Here is a 15782-nt window from a genome sequence, read left to right as displayed (position 1 = left end):
CGATTTCGGGTCTTTTGTCGCGATATCCCCCAGGAGACGCCTCATGGATGCAGGAACGCCGACCACGGTCGACGCCGCGGCCTCGTCCGGCGCGGCCGCGGCCGAGGACAAGCCGATCCATATCCTCTGGATCAACGCCGGACTGAGCTGCGACGGGGACTCGGTCGCGCTGACCGCCGCCATGCAGCCGAGCATCGAGGAGATCGCCCTCGGTGCCCTGCCGGGACTGCCGAAGATCCAGGTCCACTGGCCGCTGATCGACTTCGAGTGCGGTCCGGTGGGTGGCGCGGACACCTTCATCGAGTGGTTCTTCAAGGGGGAGCGCGGGGAGATCGACCCGTTCGTGCTCGTCGTCGAGGGCTCCGTGCCGAACGAGTCGATCAAGCAGGAGGGGTACTGGTGCGGCTTCGGCGACGATCCCGAGACCGGCCAGCCCATCACCACCAGTGAGTGGATCGACCGGCTGGCGCCCAACGCCCTCGCCGTGGTCGCGATCGGCACCTGCGCCACGTACGGCGGCATCCACGCGATGGCCGGCAACCCCACCGGCGCCATGGGTGTGCCCGACTACCTCGGCTGGGACTGGAAGTCCAAGGCGGGCATCCCGATCGTGTGCGTTCCCGGCTGTCCGATCCAGCCGGACAACTTCGCGGAGACGCTGACGTACCTGCTCTACCAGGCGGCCGGCTCCGCACCGATGATCCCGCTCGACGACAAGCTCCGCCCCACCTGGCTGTTCGGCCAGACCGTCCACGAGGGCTGCGACCGGGCCGGCTACTACGAGCAGGGCCAGTTCGCCGAGACGTACGACTCGCCCGAGTGTCTGGTGAAGATCGGCTGCTGGGGGCCCGTCGTCAAGTGCAACGTGCCCAAGCGCGGCTGGATGAACGGGATCGGAGGCTGCCCCAACGTGGGCGGCATCTGCATCGCCTGCACCATGCCGGGCTTCCCCGACAAGTTCATGCCGTTCATGGACGAGCCGCCCGGCGGCAAGCTCTCCAGCACGGCGAGCGGAGCCTACGGCGCCGTGATCCGCAGGCTCCGCAACATCACGGCCAGGGCCGTGGACAAGGAGCCCAAGTGGCGGCACGCGGGCGACAGGATCACCACCGGCTACCGGCCCCCGTGGTCGACGTGACCCCCCTCCGGGACGGCGACACCCCCTCCGGCTCGACGACGTGAAGACGTGAAGAAGGGCACCGCACACACGATGGCACCGAAGACACAAGCGGCCGGCGACGGCCTGGTGGAGATGTCCTGGGATCCGATCACCCGGATCGTGGGCAGTCTCGGCATCCACACCAAGATCGACTTCAAGCAGAAGCGGGTCGCCGAGTGCTACAGCACCTCGTCGGTCTTCCGCGGCTACAGCGTCTTCATGCGCGGCAAGGACCCGCGTGACGCGCACTTCATCACCAGCCGCATCTGCGGCATCTGCGGTGACAACCACGCCACATGCTCCGTCTACGCGCAGAACATGGCGTACGGGGTGAAGCCGCCGCACCTCGGTGAATGGATCATCAACCTCGGCGAGTCCGCCGAGTACATGTTCGACCACAACATCTTCCAGGAGAACCTGGTCGGGGTCGACTACTGCGAGAAGATGGTCCGCGAGACCAACCCGGGCGTATGGGAGATGGCGCAGCGCACCGAGGCGCCGCACGCCGCCGAGCACGGTTACCGCACCATCGCCGACATCATGACCTCCCTGAACCCGCTCGAGGGCGAGTTCTACCGCGAGGCTCTCCAGGTCAGCCGCTACACCCGGGAGATGTTCTGCCTGATGGAGGGCCGCCATGTGCACCCCTCCACGCTCTACCCGGGCGGCGTCGGCACGGTGGCCTCCGTACAGCTCTTCACGGACTACATGTCCCGCCTCATGCGCTACGTGGAGTTCATGAAGCGTGTCGTCCCGCTCCACGACGACCTGTTCGACTTCTTCTACGAGGCCCTGCCCGGTTACGAGGAGGTCGGCCGCCGCCGGGTGCTCCTCGGCTGCTGGGGCGCCCTGAACGACCCCGAGTACTGCGACTTCACCTACGCCAACATGACCGACTGGGGACGGAAGATGTTCGTCACCCCCGGCGTCGTCGTGGACGGCAAGCTGGTCACGAACGACCTCACCCAGATCAACCTCGGCATCCGGATCCTGCTCGGCAGCTCGTACTACGAGGACTGGGAGGGCCAGGAGCAGTTCGTCACCCACGACCCCCTCGGCAACCCGGTCGACCCGCGGCACCCGTGGAACCAGCACACCATCCCCGCCCCCCAGAAGCGGGACTTCGGAGACAAGTACAGCTGGGTCATGTCCCCGCGCTGGTTCGACGGCAAGGAGTACCTGCCGCTCGACACCGGCGGCGGCCCCATCGCCCGGCTCTGGTCCACCGCACTCTCCGGCCTGGTCGACATCGGCTACGTCAAGGCCACCGGGCACAGCGTCGTCATCAACCTGCCGCGCTCGCTCACCAAGCCGGAGACCACCTTCGAGTGGAAGATCCCGCAGTGGAGCAACGCCCTGGAGCGCAACCGCGCCCGCACCTACTTCCAGGCGTACTCCGCGGCCGTCGCGCTGCACTTCGCCGAGAAGGGCCTCGAGGAGGTCCGCGCCGGACGCAGCCAGACCTGGGAGAAGTTCGACGTGCCCGACGAGTCCATCGGAGTCGGCTTCACCGAGGCCGTCCGGGGCGTCCTCTCGCACCACATGGTCATCCGGGACGGCAAGATCGCCAACTACCACCCCTACCCGCCGACCCCGTGGAACGCGAGCACCCGCGACACCTACGGCACCCCCGGCCCGTACGAGGACGCCGTGCAGAACACACCCATCTTCGAGGAGAACTCCCCGGAGAACTTCAAGGGCATCGACATCATGCGGGCCGTCCGCAGCTTCGACCCGTGCCTGCCGTGCGGCGTCCACATGTACGTGGGCGACGGCCGGACGGTGAAGTCGATGCACGTGCCCACCGGACTGAGCGGCCTCGCCGGATGAGCCCGGTCACGGGCACGGTCAGTGCGGAGCAGGCGGGCCGCCGCGTCGAGGAGATCCTCGACCGGCTGGCCGCCGACGGCGACGAGCGGGCGTGCGCGGCGGCCGAGGAACTCGTCCGGGTCCTCATGGACTTCTACGGCGCCGGACTTGCCAGGACCGTCGAACTGCTCGCCCGCCCGCCGGACGCCGAGCCCGCCGAAGGGCGTCCCCCGGTGCCGCTCGCCGGGCTGCTCGGCGACGAACTCGTCAGCAGCCTGCTGGTCCTGCACGACCTGCACCCCGAGGACGTGCCCACGCGTATCGCGCGTGCGCTGCGCGGCGTGCGGCACTCCCTCGAATCGGCCGGGTACGACGAGAGCACCGGCGTGCTGCGGCTCCGCCTCACCGGCTCCACCGGATGCGGCTGTCCGAGCACCCAGGAAGTCGCGCGGCAGGCGGCCGTCGAGGCACTCGGCTGCTTCGCGCCCGAGGTGACGGCGGTGGAACTCCACCCCGTCACCCGCGAACCGGCACTCCTGCAGATCGGCGCAGGGCCACCCGGCGGTGGTTCCGCCGCGGGCCGGGCGCCGGCCACGGCGACGTGAGCGCGGTCCCGACGGGTCCGGGGCGGCAGCGGCCCGCCCCGGGGCCGCGCGGACTGCGCCGGTTCACGGCGCCCCGGCCGCCCCGCGAGGAACGCTGCGAACTGTGCGGAGCCGCCCTCCCCGACGCGTGTCACCGGCATCTGGTGGACACCGAGAAGAGGGCCCTGACCTGTGCCTGCGGTCCGTGCACCCAGCTCCTCGACCGGCCCGGCGCGTCGCGGGGCCGCTTCCGGGCCGTGCCCGCACGCCACCTCACCGACCCCGGACACCGCATCGACGACACCACCTGGGAACTGCTGCGGATCCCCGTGGGCGTCGCCTTCCTCTTCCACAACTCGGCGCTCGAACGGCCCGTCGCGCTCTACCCGAGCCCCGCGGGCGCAACGGAGAGCGAGCCGGAGCCGTCGTCCTGGGAGACGGTGCTGGCCGCGACCGAACTGGCCGGAATGCTCGAACCCGACGTGGAGGCACTGCTGCTGCGCCGCTCCGGCGGCCGCACCGAGTGCCATCTGGTCCCGGTCGACACCGCCTACGAACTCGTGGGCCGGATGCGGCTCACCTGGCACGGCTTCGACGGCGGACCCGAGGCCCGCGCCGAACTCGACGCCTTCTTCGACCGCGTACGACAGCGGGCCACACCGCTCCGGGGGAGCCGGGCATGACCGAATTCACCTTCCACTGCACGGACGTACGGGCCGATCCGTACGCCGCCGGCCCGACGCTCGTCTTCCGGCTGCGCATCACCGCGTCGCCGGGAACCCGCGTCCACGCCCTCGCCCTGCGCTGCCAGTTGCGCATCGAACCTGCCCGGCGCGGCTACGCCGACTCCGAGGCCGAGGGCCTGAGAGACCTGTTCGGCGAGCGTTCGCGCTGGGGCACCTCGATGCATCCGATGCAGTTCGCGCAGGTCTCCCACATGGTGCCCGGCTTCACCGGCGAGACCGAGACCGATCTCCCCGTGCCGTGCACCTACGACATGGACGTCGCCGCGACCCGCTACGCCCACGCCCTGTCCGAGGGCGAGGTGCCGTTGCTGATGCTCTTCTCCGGCACCGCCTTCACCGGCGCCGGCGGATTCCACGTCGAACCGGTGCCGTGGGACCGGGAGGCCGCGTTCCGGATGCCCGTGAAGGTCTGGCAGGAGATGGTCGACCAGCACTTCCCGGGCTGCGCCTGGATCCGGCTGCCACGGGAGACCATGGACACCCTCCTCGCCTTCCGCTCGCGGCGGGCACTGCCCTCCTGGGAGTCCACGGTCGAAGCCCTGCTCGACGCGTCCGGCGGGAGGACGGCCCCGTGACCACCGCCGTCTTCACACCCGAGACCGAGGCCCGGCTCGCCACCGCGCGCCATGTCGCCGACGCGGTCCTCTTCGAGGGCTACGTGCTGTACCCGTACCGTGCCTCGGCGGCCAAGAACCGGCTGCGCTGGCAGTTCGGGGTGCTCGTGCCGCCCGCCTGGAGCGCACGCCGCGAGGAGTACGACGCCCAGCACACCGAGTGCCTGATGGAGCCCCGGCCCGGCGCCCATCTCGCGGTGGAGGTCCGCTTCCTCCACGCACAGCGGCGCACCGTCCAGCGGGTCACCGCGAACGGCGGCTTCGAGACGGTCCGCGAACTCGACCTGGAGGACCGGGTCCTGGTCCCCTGGGACGAGGGAGTCGAGGAACGCGTCGAACTGACCGTGCCCGTCGCCGACCTGGCGGGAGAGGGCGTCGCCGTCCCCTTCAGCCGGCCCGCCCGTGAGGAGACCGAACCGGTCCTGGACGGCGGGGGGCGTACCGTCGGCCGGCTCCTGCGCCGCCGGGAGGAGATCAGCGGCGTCGTGAGGCTCTCCGCCGCCGAGCTCGACGGCCCCTACCGGACGATGCGGCTCACGGCCGTCGTGGAGAACACCGCTGACTGGATGCCGCAGCCCGGCGGGGACCGCGACGCTGCGCTGCCGTACTCGCTCGTCGCCAGCCACCTGCTGCTCTGCCTCGACCGCGGCTCGTTCCTGTCCATGACCGACCCGCCGGAGTGGGCCAAGGGAGCCGTCGCGGCCTGCCGGAATCTCCACACCTGGCCCGTGCTCGCGGGCGAACCCGGCCGAACGGACCTGGTGCTGTCGTCGCCGATCATCCTCGAGGACCATCCGGCCATCGCACCGGAGAGCCCCGGTGCCCTCTACGACGCCACCGAGATCGACGAGATCCTCGCCCTGCGCACCGCGGCCCTCACGGACGAGGAGAAGCGCGAGGCCAGGGGCACCGACGAGCGGGCCGCCGCGGTCATCGACCTGGCCGACACCATGCCCGCGGAGGTCCTCGAACGGCTGCACGGCGCCGTCCGCAGCCTGCGGGAGGTCACCGGACACGCGCCGCGCGAGGACCCCCTCGCCACCGCCCGCCCCGACACCCCCTGGTGGGACCCGGGCGGCGACACGAGCGTCGACCCCGAGCACGACCGGGTGACGGTCGACGGCATCCCCGTCGGCGCGGGAAGCCGGGTCGTGCTGCGGCCCGGCCTGCGTCACAGCGACGCGCAGGACCTGTTCCTGCACGGCCGCACCGCGCTGGTCGAGGCCGTGCTGCACGACGTGGACGGCGGTGTGCACATCGCGGTCACCGTCGAGGGCGACCCCGGCGCCGACATCCGCCGCGAGCAAGGCCGGTTCCTCTACTTCCAGCCCGACGAGGTCGAACCCCTGGAGACCGTATGAACGCCCCCGCGCAGGACCGCCCCCGGACCCTCGTCGCCGGCGTCGGCAACATCTTCCTCGGCGACGACGGATTCGGCGTCGAGACCGTGCGCGCGCTGGCCGGGCAACCGCTGCCGGACCACGTCGAGGTCGCCGACATCGGCATCCGCGGCGTCCACCTCGCCTACCGGTTGCTGGACGGGTACGACGCCCTCGTCCTGGTCGACGCGACGGCCCGCGGTGGCGAGCCGGGCACGCTCTACCTCATCGAGCCGGACCCCGGCAGCGGTAACGTCGCCCCCACGGACGCCGTCGCCCTCGACGGCCACCGGATGTCCCCCGACGCCGTACTGGCCCTGCTGGACACGCTCTGTGCCGGTACCGGCGCCGCAGCGCCCCGCCGCGTCCTCGTCGTCGGCTGCGAACCCTCCTGCGTCGAGGAGGGGATCGGACTCAGCCCGCAGGTCGCCGCCGCCGTACCGGGAGCGGTTCGCATGATCACGGACCTGGTGCACCAGTCAGCCCCGGCACCGACCGGTCTCACACGAGGAGCACACCCATGAACAAGAAGGTCATCGGCGGCGCGGCCGCCGCCACCGCGGTCGTCGCGCTCGTCAGGGGATTCCTCCCGGACATCAGGCGCTATCTCCGCATCCGCAGGATGTGAGCGCACCGCGTGACTCGCGGGATCCGACCCGCGTGCCGTGACCCGCGGGACCAGCCCCCGCAGGGTCCGGTGCCGAACCGAGGGAACCGGGCCCGCACTGCGCGGCGGGAACCCGGCGGCCGCCCGGCCCGCGGCCGCTGCACCGAACGGCGGACGCGACCGGGCACCGTCGGCGCGCCGGTCGGAGCGGCCCGGCGGGCGCGCCTGTAATGGGCACGGTCACGCCCGCCCCCGGGCACAACGGGCCACCGCCGCGCAGGACGGAGACCGATGCACGAGATGTCCATCGCGCTCGCCGTCGTCGACCAGGTCGAGGAGGCGGCTCGATCGCACGGCGCCACCGCGGTGCGCACCGTGCGCCTGCGGATCGGCGAGCTGGCCGGGGTCGTCCCCGACGCGCTCGCCTTCTCCTTCCAACTGGCCTGTGCGGGCACCCTCGTCGAGGGAGCCGAACTCGTCACCGAGACCGTCCCCGGCCTCGCCCGCTGCGCCCCGTGCGACGACGAGTGGGCGGTGGGCATGCCGCCGCGGCTGATCTGCCCGGTGTGCGACCGGGCCACCGCGGAACTGGTCTCCGGCCGCGAACTGCGGATCGCCGCCGTGGAGTGGCACGACGACCCCGCGGGCCCCCGGGTTCGCGAACCGATCTCCGAGGAGGGCTGACCCATGTGCCGTGTTGTCGATCTGCAGCAGGCGGTGCTTGCCAAGAACGACGCGACAGCCGAGGTCCTGCGCGGGGAGCTGGCCGCGCGCGGGACGACCGTCGTCAACGTGCTGTCCAGCCCCGGCAGCGGCAAGACCGCCCTGCTCGAGGCCGAACTCCTGCTGGCCCGGGAACGGGGTGTCACGGCCGCGGCCCTCACGGCCGATCTCGCCACCGAGAACGACGCCGTGCGCCTCGCCCGTTCCGGCCTGCCCGTCAAGCAGGTGCTCACCGACGGTCTCTGCCACCTCGAGGCCGACATGCTCGCCGGGCACCTCCACGGCTGGCTGGCCGAGGACACCCGGCTGGTCTTCGTCGAGAACGTCGGCAACCTCGTCTGCCCCGCCTCGTACGACCTCGGAGAGGCACTGAGGGTGGTGCTCGCCTCCGTCACCGAGGGCGAGGACAAGCCGCTGAAGTACCCCACCGCCTTCGGTCTCGCCCACCTCGTGATGATCACCAAGACCGACATCGCGGAGGCCGTCGGCTTCGACGAGGCCGCCTTCCGCGCCAACGTCGAGCAGGTCAATCCGGGCGTGGACGTGGTCCTCACCTCCGCCCGTACCGGCGCCGGCACGGGAGCGCTCCTCGACCGGGCGCTGGCCGCGGCGGAAGGCACCGCGGTCCACATGCCGGTGATGGCACAGGCCCGGGCATGACCACCTCCGCGCCGGGGCCGGCCGCCTCCAGGCCCGGGCCCGTCGCCCCCGTGTCCGTCCAGCGGCGCCGGGTCACCGTGCGGGGCGTGGTGCAGGGGGTCGGCTTTCGCCCGTTCCTCCACAACCTCGCCACGGGGCTGGAGCTGACGGGCCATGTGACGAACACCGGTGACGGAGTCGTCGCCGAGGTGGAGGGGGCACCGGTCGCCGTGGCCCGGTTCTGCGCCCGGATCGCCGAGGAGGCCCCGCCCCTCGCACTCGTCGAGTCCGTCCACGACCGGGAGGTCCCCGTCACCGGAGGCAGCGGGTTCCTCATCGTCGCCTCGGACAGGGACGGCCCCGTGCGAACCCTGGTCTCCCCGGACACCGCCACCTGCGCGGACTGCCTGCGTGAACTGGCCGACCCGGCCGACCGCCGCCACCGGCACCCCTTCATCACCTGTACGCACTGCGGCCCGCGCTTCACCATCGTCACGGGTCTGCCCTACGACCGCGAGCACACGACGATGGCGGGCTTCCCCATGTGCGCCGACTGCGCCCGGGAGTACAGCGACCCGGGCGACCGGCGCTTCCACGCGCAGCCCGTTGCCTGCCCCTCCTGCGGACCGCGGCTGCGGATGATCGTGGCCCCCGCCGCCCCCGGCCTCCGTCCACGGCACGTGGTCGCTCCGGACCCCAACGACCGCAGCCTCGGCGGGCCCGTCGTCGCCGACCCGCTGCAGGAGGCCCGCGAACTGCTGTCCGACGGGGCCATCCTCGCCGTCAAGGGCCTCGGCGGCTACCACCTCGCCTGCGACGCCGGCAACAAGGGGGCCGTGGCACTGCTGCGCCGCCGCAAGGCCCGCGGTGACAAGCCGTTCGCGCTGATGGCCAGGGACGTCGAGGACATCGGGCACCTGGTCCACCTCGGCGCCGAGGAGCGTGAACTGCTCACCGGCCCGGCCCGTCCGATCGTCCTCATGCGCCGCCGCGTACCCCCCGCCGACGCCCCGCCCGGAACCCCGCGGCCGGTGGAGGGGGTGGCCCCCGGCAGCCCCGACCTCGGTGTGATGCTGCCGTACACCCCCCTGCACCAGCTGCTGCTCGGCCTTCCCGGCGAGGAACGCACCGGCCCCCGGCTGCTCGTCATGACCAGCGGGAACGTGGCCGGGGAACCGATCGTCACCGACGACGAGGAGGCCCTGGAGCGGCTGGCCGACCTGGCCGACGCGTGGCTGCTGCACGACCGGCCCATCCACGTCCCCTGCGACGACTCGGTGGTGCGCGTCTGCGACGGGGAACTCCTCACCCTGCGCCGCTCCCGTGGGCACGCCCCGCTGCCGGTCACCCTGCCGCTGCCGGTCCCGCCCGTCCTCGCCGTCGGCGGAGACCTCAAGAACACCTTCTGCCTGGGCAGCGACCGCAGAGCCTGGCTGTCCGCGCACGTCGGCGACATGGACGACCTCGCCACCCAGCACGCCTTCGCCTGCGCGGAGGAGCAACTGGAGGAGATCACGGGAGTGCGGCCGGAGCTGATCGCCGCCGACCGCCACCCCGGCTACCGCTCCGCCCGGTGGGCCCGGAACAACGCCGGGGGCCGGCCCGTCGTGCATGTCCAGCACCACCACGCGCACATCGCCTCCGCCATGGCCGAACACGGCCTCGACGGCAGCCGCCCCGTGATCGGCGTCGCATTCGACGGAACCGGATACGGGGACGACGGCGCCGTGTGGGGCGGCGAGGTCCTGCTCGCCGACTACGACGGCTTCCACCGCTACGCCCACCTCGGCTACGTCCCGCTCCCCGGCGGCGACGCGGCCGTGCAGCGCCCCTACCGCATGGCACTCGCCCATCTGCGCGCGGCCGGTATCGGCTGGAGCGGCGACCTGCCCTGCACCGCCGCCTGCCCCGAGCAGGAACTTCCGCTGCTGCGAACGCAGTTGGAGCGCGGCCTGAACTGCGTCCCGACCTCCAGCATGGGCCGGCTCTTCGACGCGGTCTCCTCCCTCGCGGGCGTGTGCCACGTGGCGGGGTACGAGGCCCAGGCCGCGATCGAACTCGAAGCCGCCGCGGTCCTGGCGGACGGCGAGTGCGGGGAGCCGTACGCGTTCGGGCTGCGTCCGGCGGGCCGGGGTCCCGCCGCCGCGATGACGGCCGACCCCGCACCCGTCGTGGCCGCGGTCGTCGACGACGTGCGCGCGGGCACGCCGGCGTCCGTGATCGCGGGGCGCTTCCACGGCGCGGTCGCCGCACTCGTCCGCAGGGTCTGCGCCACGGCCCGGGAGCGGCACGGGCCGGAGACCGTGGCACTGACCGGGGGAGTGTTCGCCAACGCGGTGCTCTCCTCGGCGTGCGCGGCCGGGCTGCGGGAGGACGGTTTCACCGTACTGCGCCACCACCGGATCCCGCCGAACGACGGAGGGCTGGCGCTCGGCCAGCTCGTCGTGGCCGCCCGTGCCGCGGGGGGCGCCGGATGACGCGGCGGCAGACAGCACGACAGCGAGGAGAGACGCATGTGCCTGGCGGTACCCGGCAGGGTGCTGGACATCGAGGAACGGGACGGCACCCGCATGGCCACCGTCGACTTCGGCGGGGTCGTCAAGGAGGTGTGCCTGGAGTATCTGCCGGACCTGCGGGTCGGTGAATACGCCATCGTCCACGTGGGATTCGCCCTGCAGCGCCTGGACGAGGAGTCGGCGAGGCGGACCCTGGAACTGTTCGAGAACCTCGGACTGCTGCAGGAGGAGTTCGGCGATCCGGACGGGTTCGGCGACCCCCTCGAGGAGGCCCGGCGATGAAGTACATCGAGGAGTTCCAGGACCCGGCGCTGGCCGAGCGGCTGCTCGACGAGATCCGCGCCGCGGTGACGCGGCCGTGGGCGCTGATGGAGGTGTGCGGGGGCCAGACCCACACCATCATCCGGCACGGCATCGACCAGCTCCTCCCGGACGAGGTCGAGCTGATCCACGGCCCGGGCTGCCCCGTATGCGTCACCCCGCTGGAAGTCATCGACAAGGCCCTGGAGATCGCGTCCCGCCCCGGGGTGATCTTCTGCTCCTTCGGCGACATGCTCCGGGTACCGGGCACCGGCCGCGATCTGTTCCAGGTACGTGGCGAGGGCGGTGACGTAAGGGTGGTGTACTCGCCGCTCGACGCGCTTCGCGTCGCCCAGCAGAACCCGGACCGGGAGGTCGTGTTCTTCGGCATCGGCTTCGAGACCACCGCCCCGCCGAACGCGATGACGGTGTATCAGGCCCGCAGGCTCGGAATCCCGAACTTCAGCCTGCTGGTGTCCCATGTGCGGGTGCCCCCCGCGATCGAGGCGATCATGCGGTCGCCGAACTGCCGCGTCCAGGCATTCCTCGCGGCCGGACACGTGTGCAGCGTCATGGGCACCGACGAGTACCCCGGTCTCGCCGAGCGGTACCGGGTCCCCATCGTCGTCACGGGCTTCGAGCCGCTGGACATCCTCGAGGGCGTACGCCGCACCGTCCTTCAACTGGAGCGCGGCGAACACACCGTGGACAACGCCTACCCGCGGGCGGTCCGGCCGGAGGGGAACCCCGCGGCCCGCGCGATGCTCGCCGACGTCTTCGAGGTCACCGACCGCGCGTGGCGCGGCATCGGCGTCATCCCCGACAGCGGGTGGCGGCTGTCGTCCCGGTACCGGGAGTACGACGCCGAGCACCGCTTCCAGGTCACCGGCATCGACACCCGCGAACCGGCGGCCTGCCGCAGCGGCGAGGTCCTGCAGGGGCTGCTGAAGCCCCACGAGTGCGAGGCGTTCGGCACCGTCTGCACGCCGCGCACCCCGCTCGGCGCCACGATGGTCTCCAGCGAGGGCGCGTGCGCGGCCTACTACCTCTACCGGCGGCTGGACCTGCCGGCCGCCGTCACGCGTTCCCCGGAGGGGAGTCCCGTTGTCTGAGACCACCGAAGCCCCGGACGTCCTCGCGTGGACGTGCCCGCTGCCGCACCGCGACCGGTCCCGGGTGGTGATGGGCCACGGCGGCGGCGGAGCCCTCTCCGCCGAACTGGTCCGCGAGGTGTTCGCCCCCGCCTACGGCGGACCCGCGCTGTCCGCCATGGGCGACTCCGCGACGGTCGAACTGGGCGGTGCACGGCTCGCGTTCTCGACCGACTCCTTCGTGGTGCGCCCGCTGTTCTTCCCCGGCGGGAGCATCGGGGACCTCGCCGTCAACGGCACCGTCAACGACCTCGCCATGAGCGGGGCCCGGCCCGCGTACCTGTCCTGCGGGTTCATCCTCGAGGAGGGCGTCGAGACCGAGGTCGTACGGCGGGTGGCCGAGGCACTCGGCGCGGCGGCCCGTGCGGCGGGCGTGGAGGTGGCGACCGGCGACACCAAGGTCGTCGAAGCGGGCCACGGCGACGGCGTCTTCATCAACACCTCCGGCATCGGCCTGATCCCGCGGGGCGTCGACCTGCGGCCGCAGCGTGTGGTGCCCGGTGACGTGGTGATCGTGAGCGGCCCGATCGGCGTCCACGGCGTGGCCATCATGAGCGTGCGCGAGGGGCTGGAGTTCGGGGTCGAGATCGAGAGCGACTGTGCGGCCCTCGCCGGTCTCGTCGAGGCGATGCTCGCCGTCACGGAGGATCTGCACGTGCTGCGCGACCCGACCCGCGGGGGACTGGCAGCCGCGCTGAACGAGATCGCGTCGGCGTCCGGCACGGGTGTCGTCGTCCAGGAGCGGTCCGTCCCGGTCCCGGCCCCGGTGGCCAACGCCTGCGCCGTGCTCGGCCTGGACCCGATGTACGTCGCCAACGAGGGGAAGCTCGTCGCGTTCGTGCCCCGTGAGCACGCCGACGCCGTACTGGCGGCGATGCGGGCGCACCCGCTCGGCACGGAGGCGGCGGTGATCGGCGAGGCGGTGGAGAACCACCCCGGGATGGTGGTCGCCCGTACCGGGCTGGGAGGCACGCGCGTCGTAGATCTGCCGCTCGGCGAGCAGCTGCCCCGCATCTGCTGACCTCGGACGACCGGCCACCGCGGCGGCCCGGTACGGACGGCGCACCCCGCGGTGCGTGGGGTGCGCCGCCGTCCTCGTGAAGCCGCCCCCCGTGCCGGGCACCGCTCCTCCCCGGGGCGACCGGATCCCGAGGGCGAGGGGCGGCCGCATCGACCCCGGCCGCAAGCGCCGGAGCCGCGCCCCCTTCCGGGAGGACGCGGCTCCGCCAGTCGCTGCGTACCTGAACCGGGCTGTCAGATGACGGACTTGACGAGGTCCTCGCCCGCACCCGTGGTGACCCTGACCGGTGGCGTGCCGGTCCCGGTGTGCCGTTCCCTCCAGTTCTCCAGCGCGGAGCGGCAGGCGTGGTCGAGGTGGTGGAGGCCGGAGATGTCGAGTTCGACGGGCCGGTCCTGGGGGAGGGCCTCCAGGTTGTCGAGTATCTTCGGCAGGCGCAGGAAGGTCGCGTTGCCGGAGAGGTACGCCTGGACGGGGCCGGCGCCCTTGTCGACGACCTCCAGCCTGACGTGGGATGTCTCCCAGGCCGTCTTGACGACCGACAGGGCCACGCCGATGAGTACGCCCTCGAACATGCTGACGGCGACGATCGCCGTGGCGGTGACGACGAGGATGAGGGCCTCGCCGCGGTTCTCCCGCCAGAGCGCGGCGAGCGTGCCGACGGGGACGAGCTTGACGCCGGCGTGGACCAGGATCCCCGCGAGAGCGGGGATCGGGATGCAGGCGAGGACGTCCGGCAGGAGCGCGGCGAAGAGCAGCAGCCAGACACCGTGCAGGACGCGCGACGCCTTGGTGCGTGCGCCCGACCGGACGTTGGCCGCGCTGCGCACGATCACCGCGGTCATGGGCAGGGCACCGAGGACGCCGCACACGGCGTTGCCCGCTCCCTGGGCGACGAGTTCCTTGTCGTACGCGGTGCGTGGACCGTCGTGCATGCGGTCCACGGCCGCCGCGCTGAAGAGGGACTCGGCGGACGCGATCAGGGTGAACGCGACGACCGTGCCGAGCAGGGCGAGCGTGCCGAGGTTCCCGAACTCGCCCAGCGGGGGCGGCTGGACGGCGTCGAGGAGGCCCCTGACCTCGACGGTGGGCACGTCCACGCCGGGCAGCAGGGTGACGAGGGCCGCCAGGCCGACCGCGGCGAGCGGGCCGGGGACCCTACGCATCGGCCGTGGCATCCGCCGCCACAGCACCAGGACGGCGATGGTGCCAGCGCCGGTGCCGAGGGAGATCAGCGCCCGGTCGTCCTGGGCTGCGCCGACGAGTGCCGCGGGCAGTCCGGTGAGCTTGCCGATGCCGGAGTCCGGGGCCTCGGCGCCGATGACGGAGTACGTCTGCCCGGCGATCAGGACCAGACCGATCCCGGCGAGCATGCCCTCGACCACGGAGAGGGAGATGGCGCGGAAGTAGCGGCCCAGCTTCAGGGCGCCCATGAGCATCTGGAGCACACCGCTGACCAGGACGACGACGCCGAGGGCGGGGAGGCCGAACTCCTGGACCGCCTCGAAGACGAGGACGGTCAGACCTGCGGCCGGGCCGGACACCTGGAGGCTGCTGCCCCGCATGAGTCCGGTCACGACACCGCCCACGATTCCGGTGACCAGGCCCAGTTCGGCCGGGACGCCGGAGGCGACGGCGACACCGACGCACAGCGGCAGGGCGACCAGGAAGACCACCAGGGAGGCGGCGAAGTCCTGCCTCAGATGAGGGTACCTACGCTCGCGTGCCGTTCCGGCGTTCGCCTCCGGGCTTGGGCTCGTGCTCATGAACGGCCTCACAGCGCCTCGAACGCGTCGGATTCCGGACGGTGTTCGCGCACCGCGCCGGTGTGGACCTCGTAGTACCAGCCGTGCAGAGACAGGGTGCCGTCGGCCAGGCGCTTCTCCAAGCACGGGTACGAGCGCAGGCGCAGCAACTGGGACAGGACGTGGTGGGTGACCGCGCGTTCCACACACGGGTCGCCGGGGTCGGCGGTGTCCGGTTCGCCGGCCGCGTGGGAGAGCCAGTCGCGGACGGCGGGTACGCCGTCGAGGTCGTCGCCGCGCACGAGGGCGCCGACGGCGCCGCAGTGCGAGTGGCCGCAGACCACGATGTCACGGACGCCGAGGACCTCCACGGCGTATTCGATGGTGGCCGTCTCGCTCGCGGGGTGGGCGGAATGGTACGGGGGCACGATGTTGCCCGCGGTGCGCAGCTCGAAGAGATCGCCCGGACGCGCCCCGGTGATCAGGGCCGGAACGACCCGGGAGTCGGAACAGGTGATGAAAAGGACCTGGGGGGATTGGCCCTGGCCGAGCTCGGCGAACTCCTCAGGGCGCTGTCCGAACGTGCGGGCGTTGTCGATGAGGGGCTGCATGTGCTGCATGGTGGTACTCCTCCTGGCGCGCCGTGGGGGTGGCGCGTCGGACGTGCAGGACAGGGTGGTGCCGGACTCCGCCGCTGTCAGCAGCGGAAGACCTGAAGGACCGCGGGGGCGTGGTCAGTCGGGCGTCTCCCGCATCTCGACGAAGCGCTCGCGGTGCTGCCGCAGCCCGTCC

The 15782-nt window shown here is 72.2% G+C and carries 16 protein-coding genes; 14 read left to right on the top strand and 2 right to left on the bottom strand.

From position 1 onward, the window contains the following. Positions 1–43 precede the first annotated feature (43 nt). From QMZ92_RS07830 to hypE, 14 genes are all read left to right on the top strand, one after another. Positions 44–1138 (top strand): NADH-quinone oxidoreductase subunit B family protein, encoded by a 1095-nt coding sequence (locus QMZ92_RS07830; protein WP_283296493.1) that lies wholly within the window; start codon positions 44–46, stop codon positions 1136–1138. Between the two features lie 72 nt (positions 1139–1210). Continuing rightward, positions 1211–2989 carry a nickel-dependent hydrogenase large subunit gene (locus QMZ92_RS07825; RefSeq protein ID WP_283296492.1) on the top strand — a complete coding sequence of 593 codons (1779 nt, stop codon included), beginning with the start codon at positions 1211–1213 and terminating at the stop codon, positions 2987–2989. Next, positions 2986–3573, top strand: a complete 588-nt coding sequence (locus QMZ92_RS07820) for a NifU-related iron-sulfur-binding protein (RefSeq protein WP_283296491.1) — start codon at positions 2986–2988, stop codon at positions 3571–3573. The genes QMZ92_RS07825 and QMZ92_RS07820 overlap by 4 nt, the downstream gene beginning before the upstream one ends. Beyond that, the gene (locus tag QMZ92_RS07815; protein ID WP_283296490.1) at positions 3570–4235 is read left to right on the top strand and encodes a DUF5947 family protein; all 666 of its coding nucleotides are present in this window, start codon (positions 3570–3572) and stop codon (positions 4233–4235) included. Before QMZ92_RS07820 ends, QMZ92_RS07815 begins: the two co-directional genes overlap by 4 nt. Further along, positions 4232–4873 carry a DUF6084 family protein gene (locus QMZ92_RS07810; protein ID WP_283296489.1) on the top strand — a complete coding sequence of 214 codons (642 nt, stop codon included), beginning with the start codon at positions 4232–4234 and terminating at the stop codon, positions 4871–4873. Before QMZ92_RS07815 ends, QMZ92_RS07810 begins: the two co-directional genes overlap by 4 nt. Then, positions 4870–6273, top strand: a complete 1404-nt coding sequence (locus QMZ92_RS07805) for a hypothetical protein (protein ID WP_283296488.1) — start codon at positions 4870–4872, stop codon at positions 6271–6273. The genes QMZ92_RS07810 and QMZ92_RS07805 overlap by 4 nt, the downstream gene beginning before the upstream one ends. Beyond that, complete coding sequence (locus QMZ92_RS07800; protein ID WP_283296487.1) at positions 6270–6815, top strand: hydrogenase maturation protease; 546 nt, start codon at positions 6270–6272, stop codon at positions 6813–6815. Before QMZ92_RS07805 ends, QMZ92_RS07800 begins: the two co-directional genes overlap by 4 nt. Next, on the top strand, positions 6812–6919 hold the full coding sequence (locus QMZ92_RS36295; RefSeq protein WP_502962009.1) for a DUF6893 family small protein: 108 nt from the start codon (positions 6812–6814) through the stop codon (positions 6917–6919). Before QMZ92_RS07800 ends, QMZ92_RS36295 begins: the two co-directional genes overlap by 4 nt. Before the next feature lie 270 nt (positions 6920–7189). Continuing rightward, positions 7190–7582, top strand: a complete 393-nt coding sequence (locus QMZ92_RS07795; RefSeq protein ID WP_283296486.1) for a hydrogenase maturation nickel metallochaperone HypA/HybF — start codon at positions 7190–7192, stop codon at positions 7580–7582. A 3-nt stretch (positions 7583–7585) separates the two neighbouring features. Then, on the top strand, positions 7586–8281 hold the full coding sequence (hypB, locus tag QMZ92_RS07790; protein WP_283296485.1) for a hydrogenase nickel incorporation protein HypB: 696 nt from the start codon (positions 7586–7588) through the stop codon (positions 8279–8281). Next, a complete protein-coding gene (gene hypF / locus QMZ92_RS07785) occupies positions 8278–10737 on the top strand; it encodes a carbamoyltransferase HypF (protein WP_283296484.1) in 2460 nt (819 codons plus the stop codon). The genes hypB and hypF overlap by 4 nt, the downstream gene beginning before the upstream one ends. 36 nt (positions 10738–10773) lie before the next feature. Then, on the top strand, positions 10774–11058 hold the full coding sequence (locus tag QMZ92_RS07780) for a HypC/HybG/HupF family hydrogenase formation chaperone (protein ID WP_283296483.1): 285 nt from the start codon (positions 10774–10776) through the stop codon (positions 11056–11058). Further along, positions 11055–12188, top strand: coding sequence for a hydrogenase formation protein HypD (gene hypD, locus QMZ92_RS07775; RefSeq protein ID WP_138056765.1), 1134 nt, complete (start codon positions 11055–11057; stop codon positions 12186–12188). Before QMZ92_RS07780 ends, hypD begins: the two co-directional genes overlap by 4 nt. Before the next feature lie 70 nt (positions 12189–12258). After that, complete coding sequence (gene hypE, locus QMZ92_RS07770; protein WP_502962011.1) at positions 12259–13248, top strand: hydrogenase expression/formation protein HypE; 990 nt, start codon at positions 12259–12261, stop codon at positions 13246–13248. A 233-nt stretch (positions 13249–13481) separates the two neighbouring features. Here the strand turns inward: hypE and QMZ92_RS07765 are convergent, their stop codons facing one another. Beyond that, positions 13482–15011, bottom strand: a complete 1530-nt coding sequence (locus tag QMZ92_RS07765) for a SulP family inorganic anion transporter (RefSeq protein ID WP_283296481.1) — start codon at positions 15009–15011, stop codon at positions 13482–13484. 8 nt (positions 15012–15019) lie between these two features. Beyond that, positions 15020–15601: a carbonic anhydrase gene (locus QMZ92_RS07760; RefSeq protein ID WP_283296576.1), complete on the bottom strand. Its 582-nt coding sequence runs from the start codon at positions 15599–15601 to the stop codon at positions 15020–15022. Positions 15602–15782: the final 181 nt, after the last annotated feature.

Source organism: Streptomyces sp. HNM0645 (genome assembly GCF_030056615.1).
GTDB classification, from domain to species: domain Bacteria; phylum Actinomycetota; class Actinomycetes; order Streptomycetales; family Streptomycetaceae; genus Streptomyces; species Streptomyces marianii.
The sequence above is the reverse complement of the archived record's forward strand: the minus strand, read 5'-3'. Positions and strand labels throughout refer to the sequence as shown.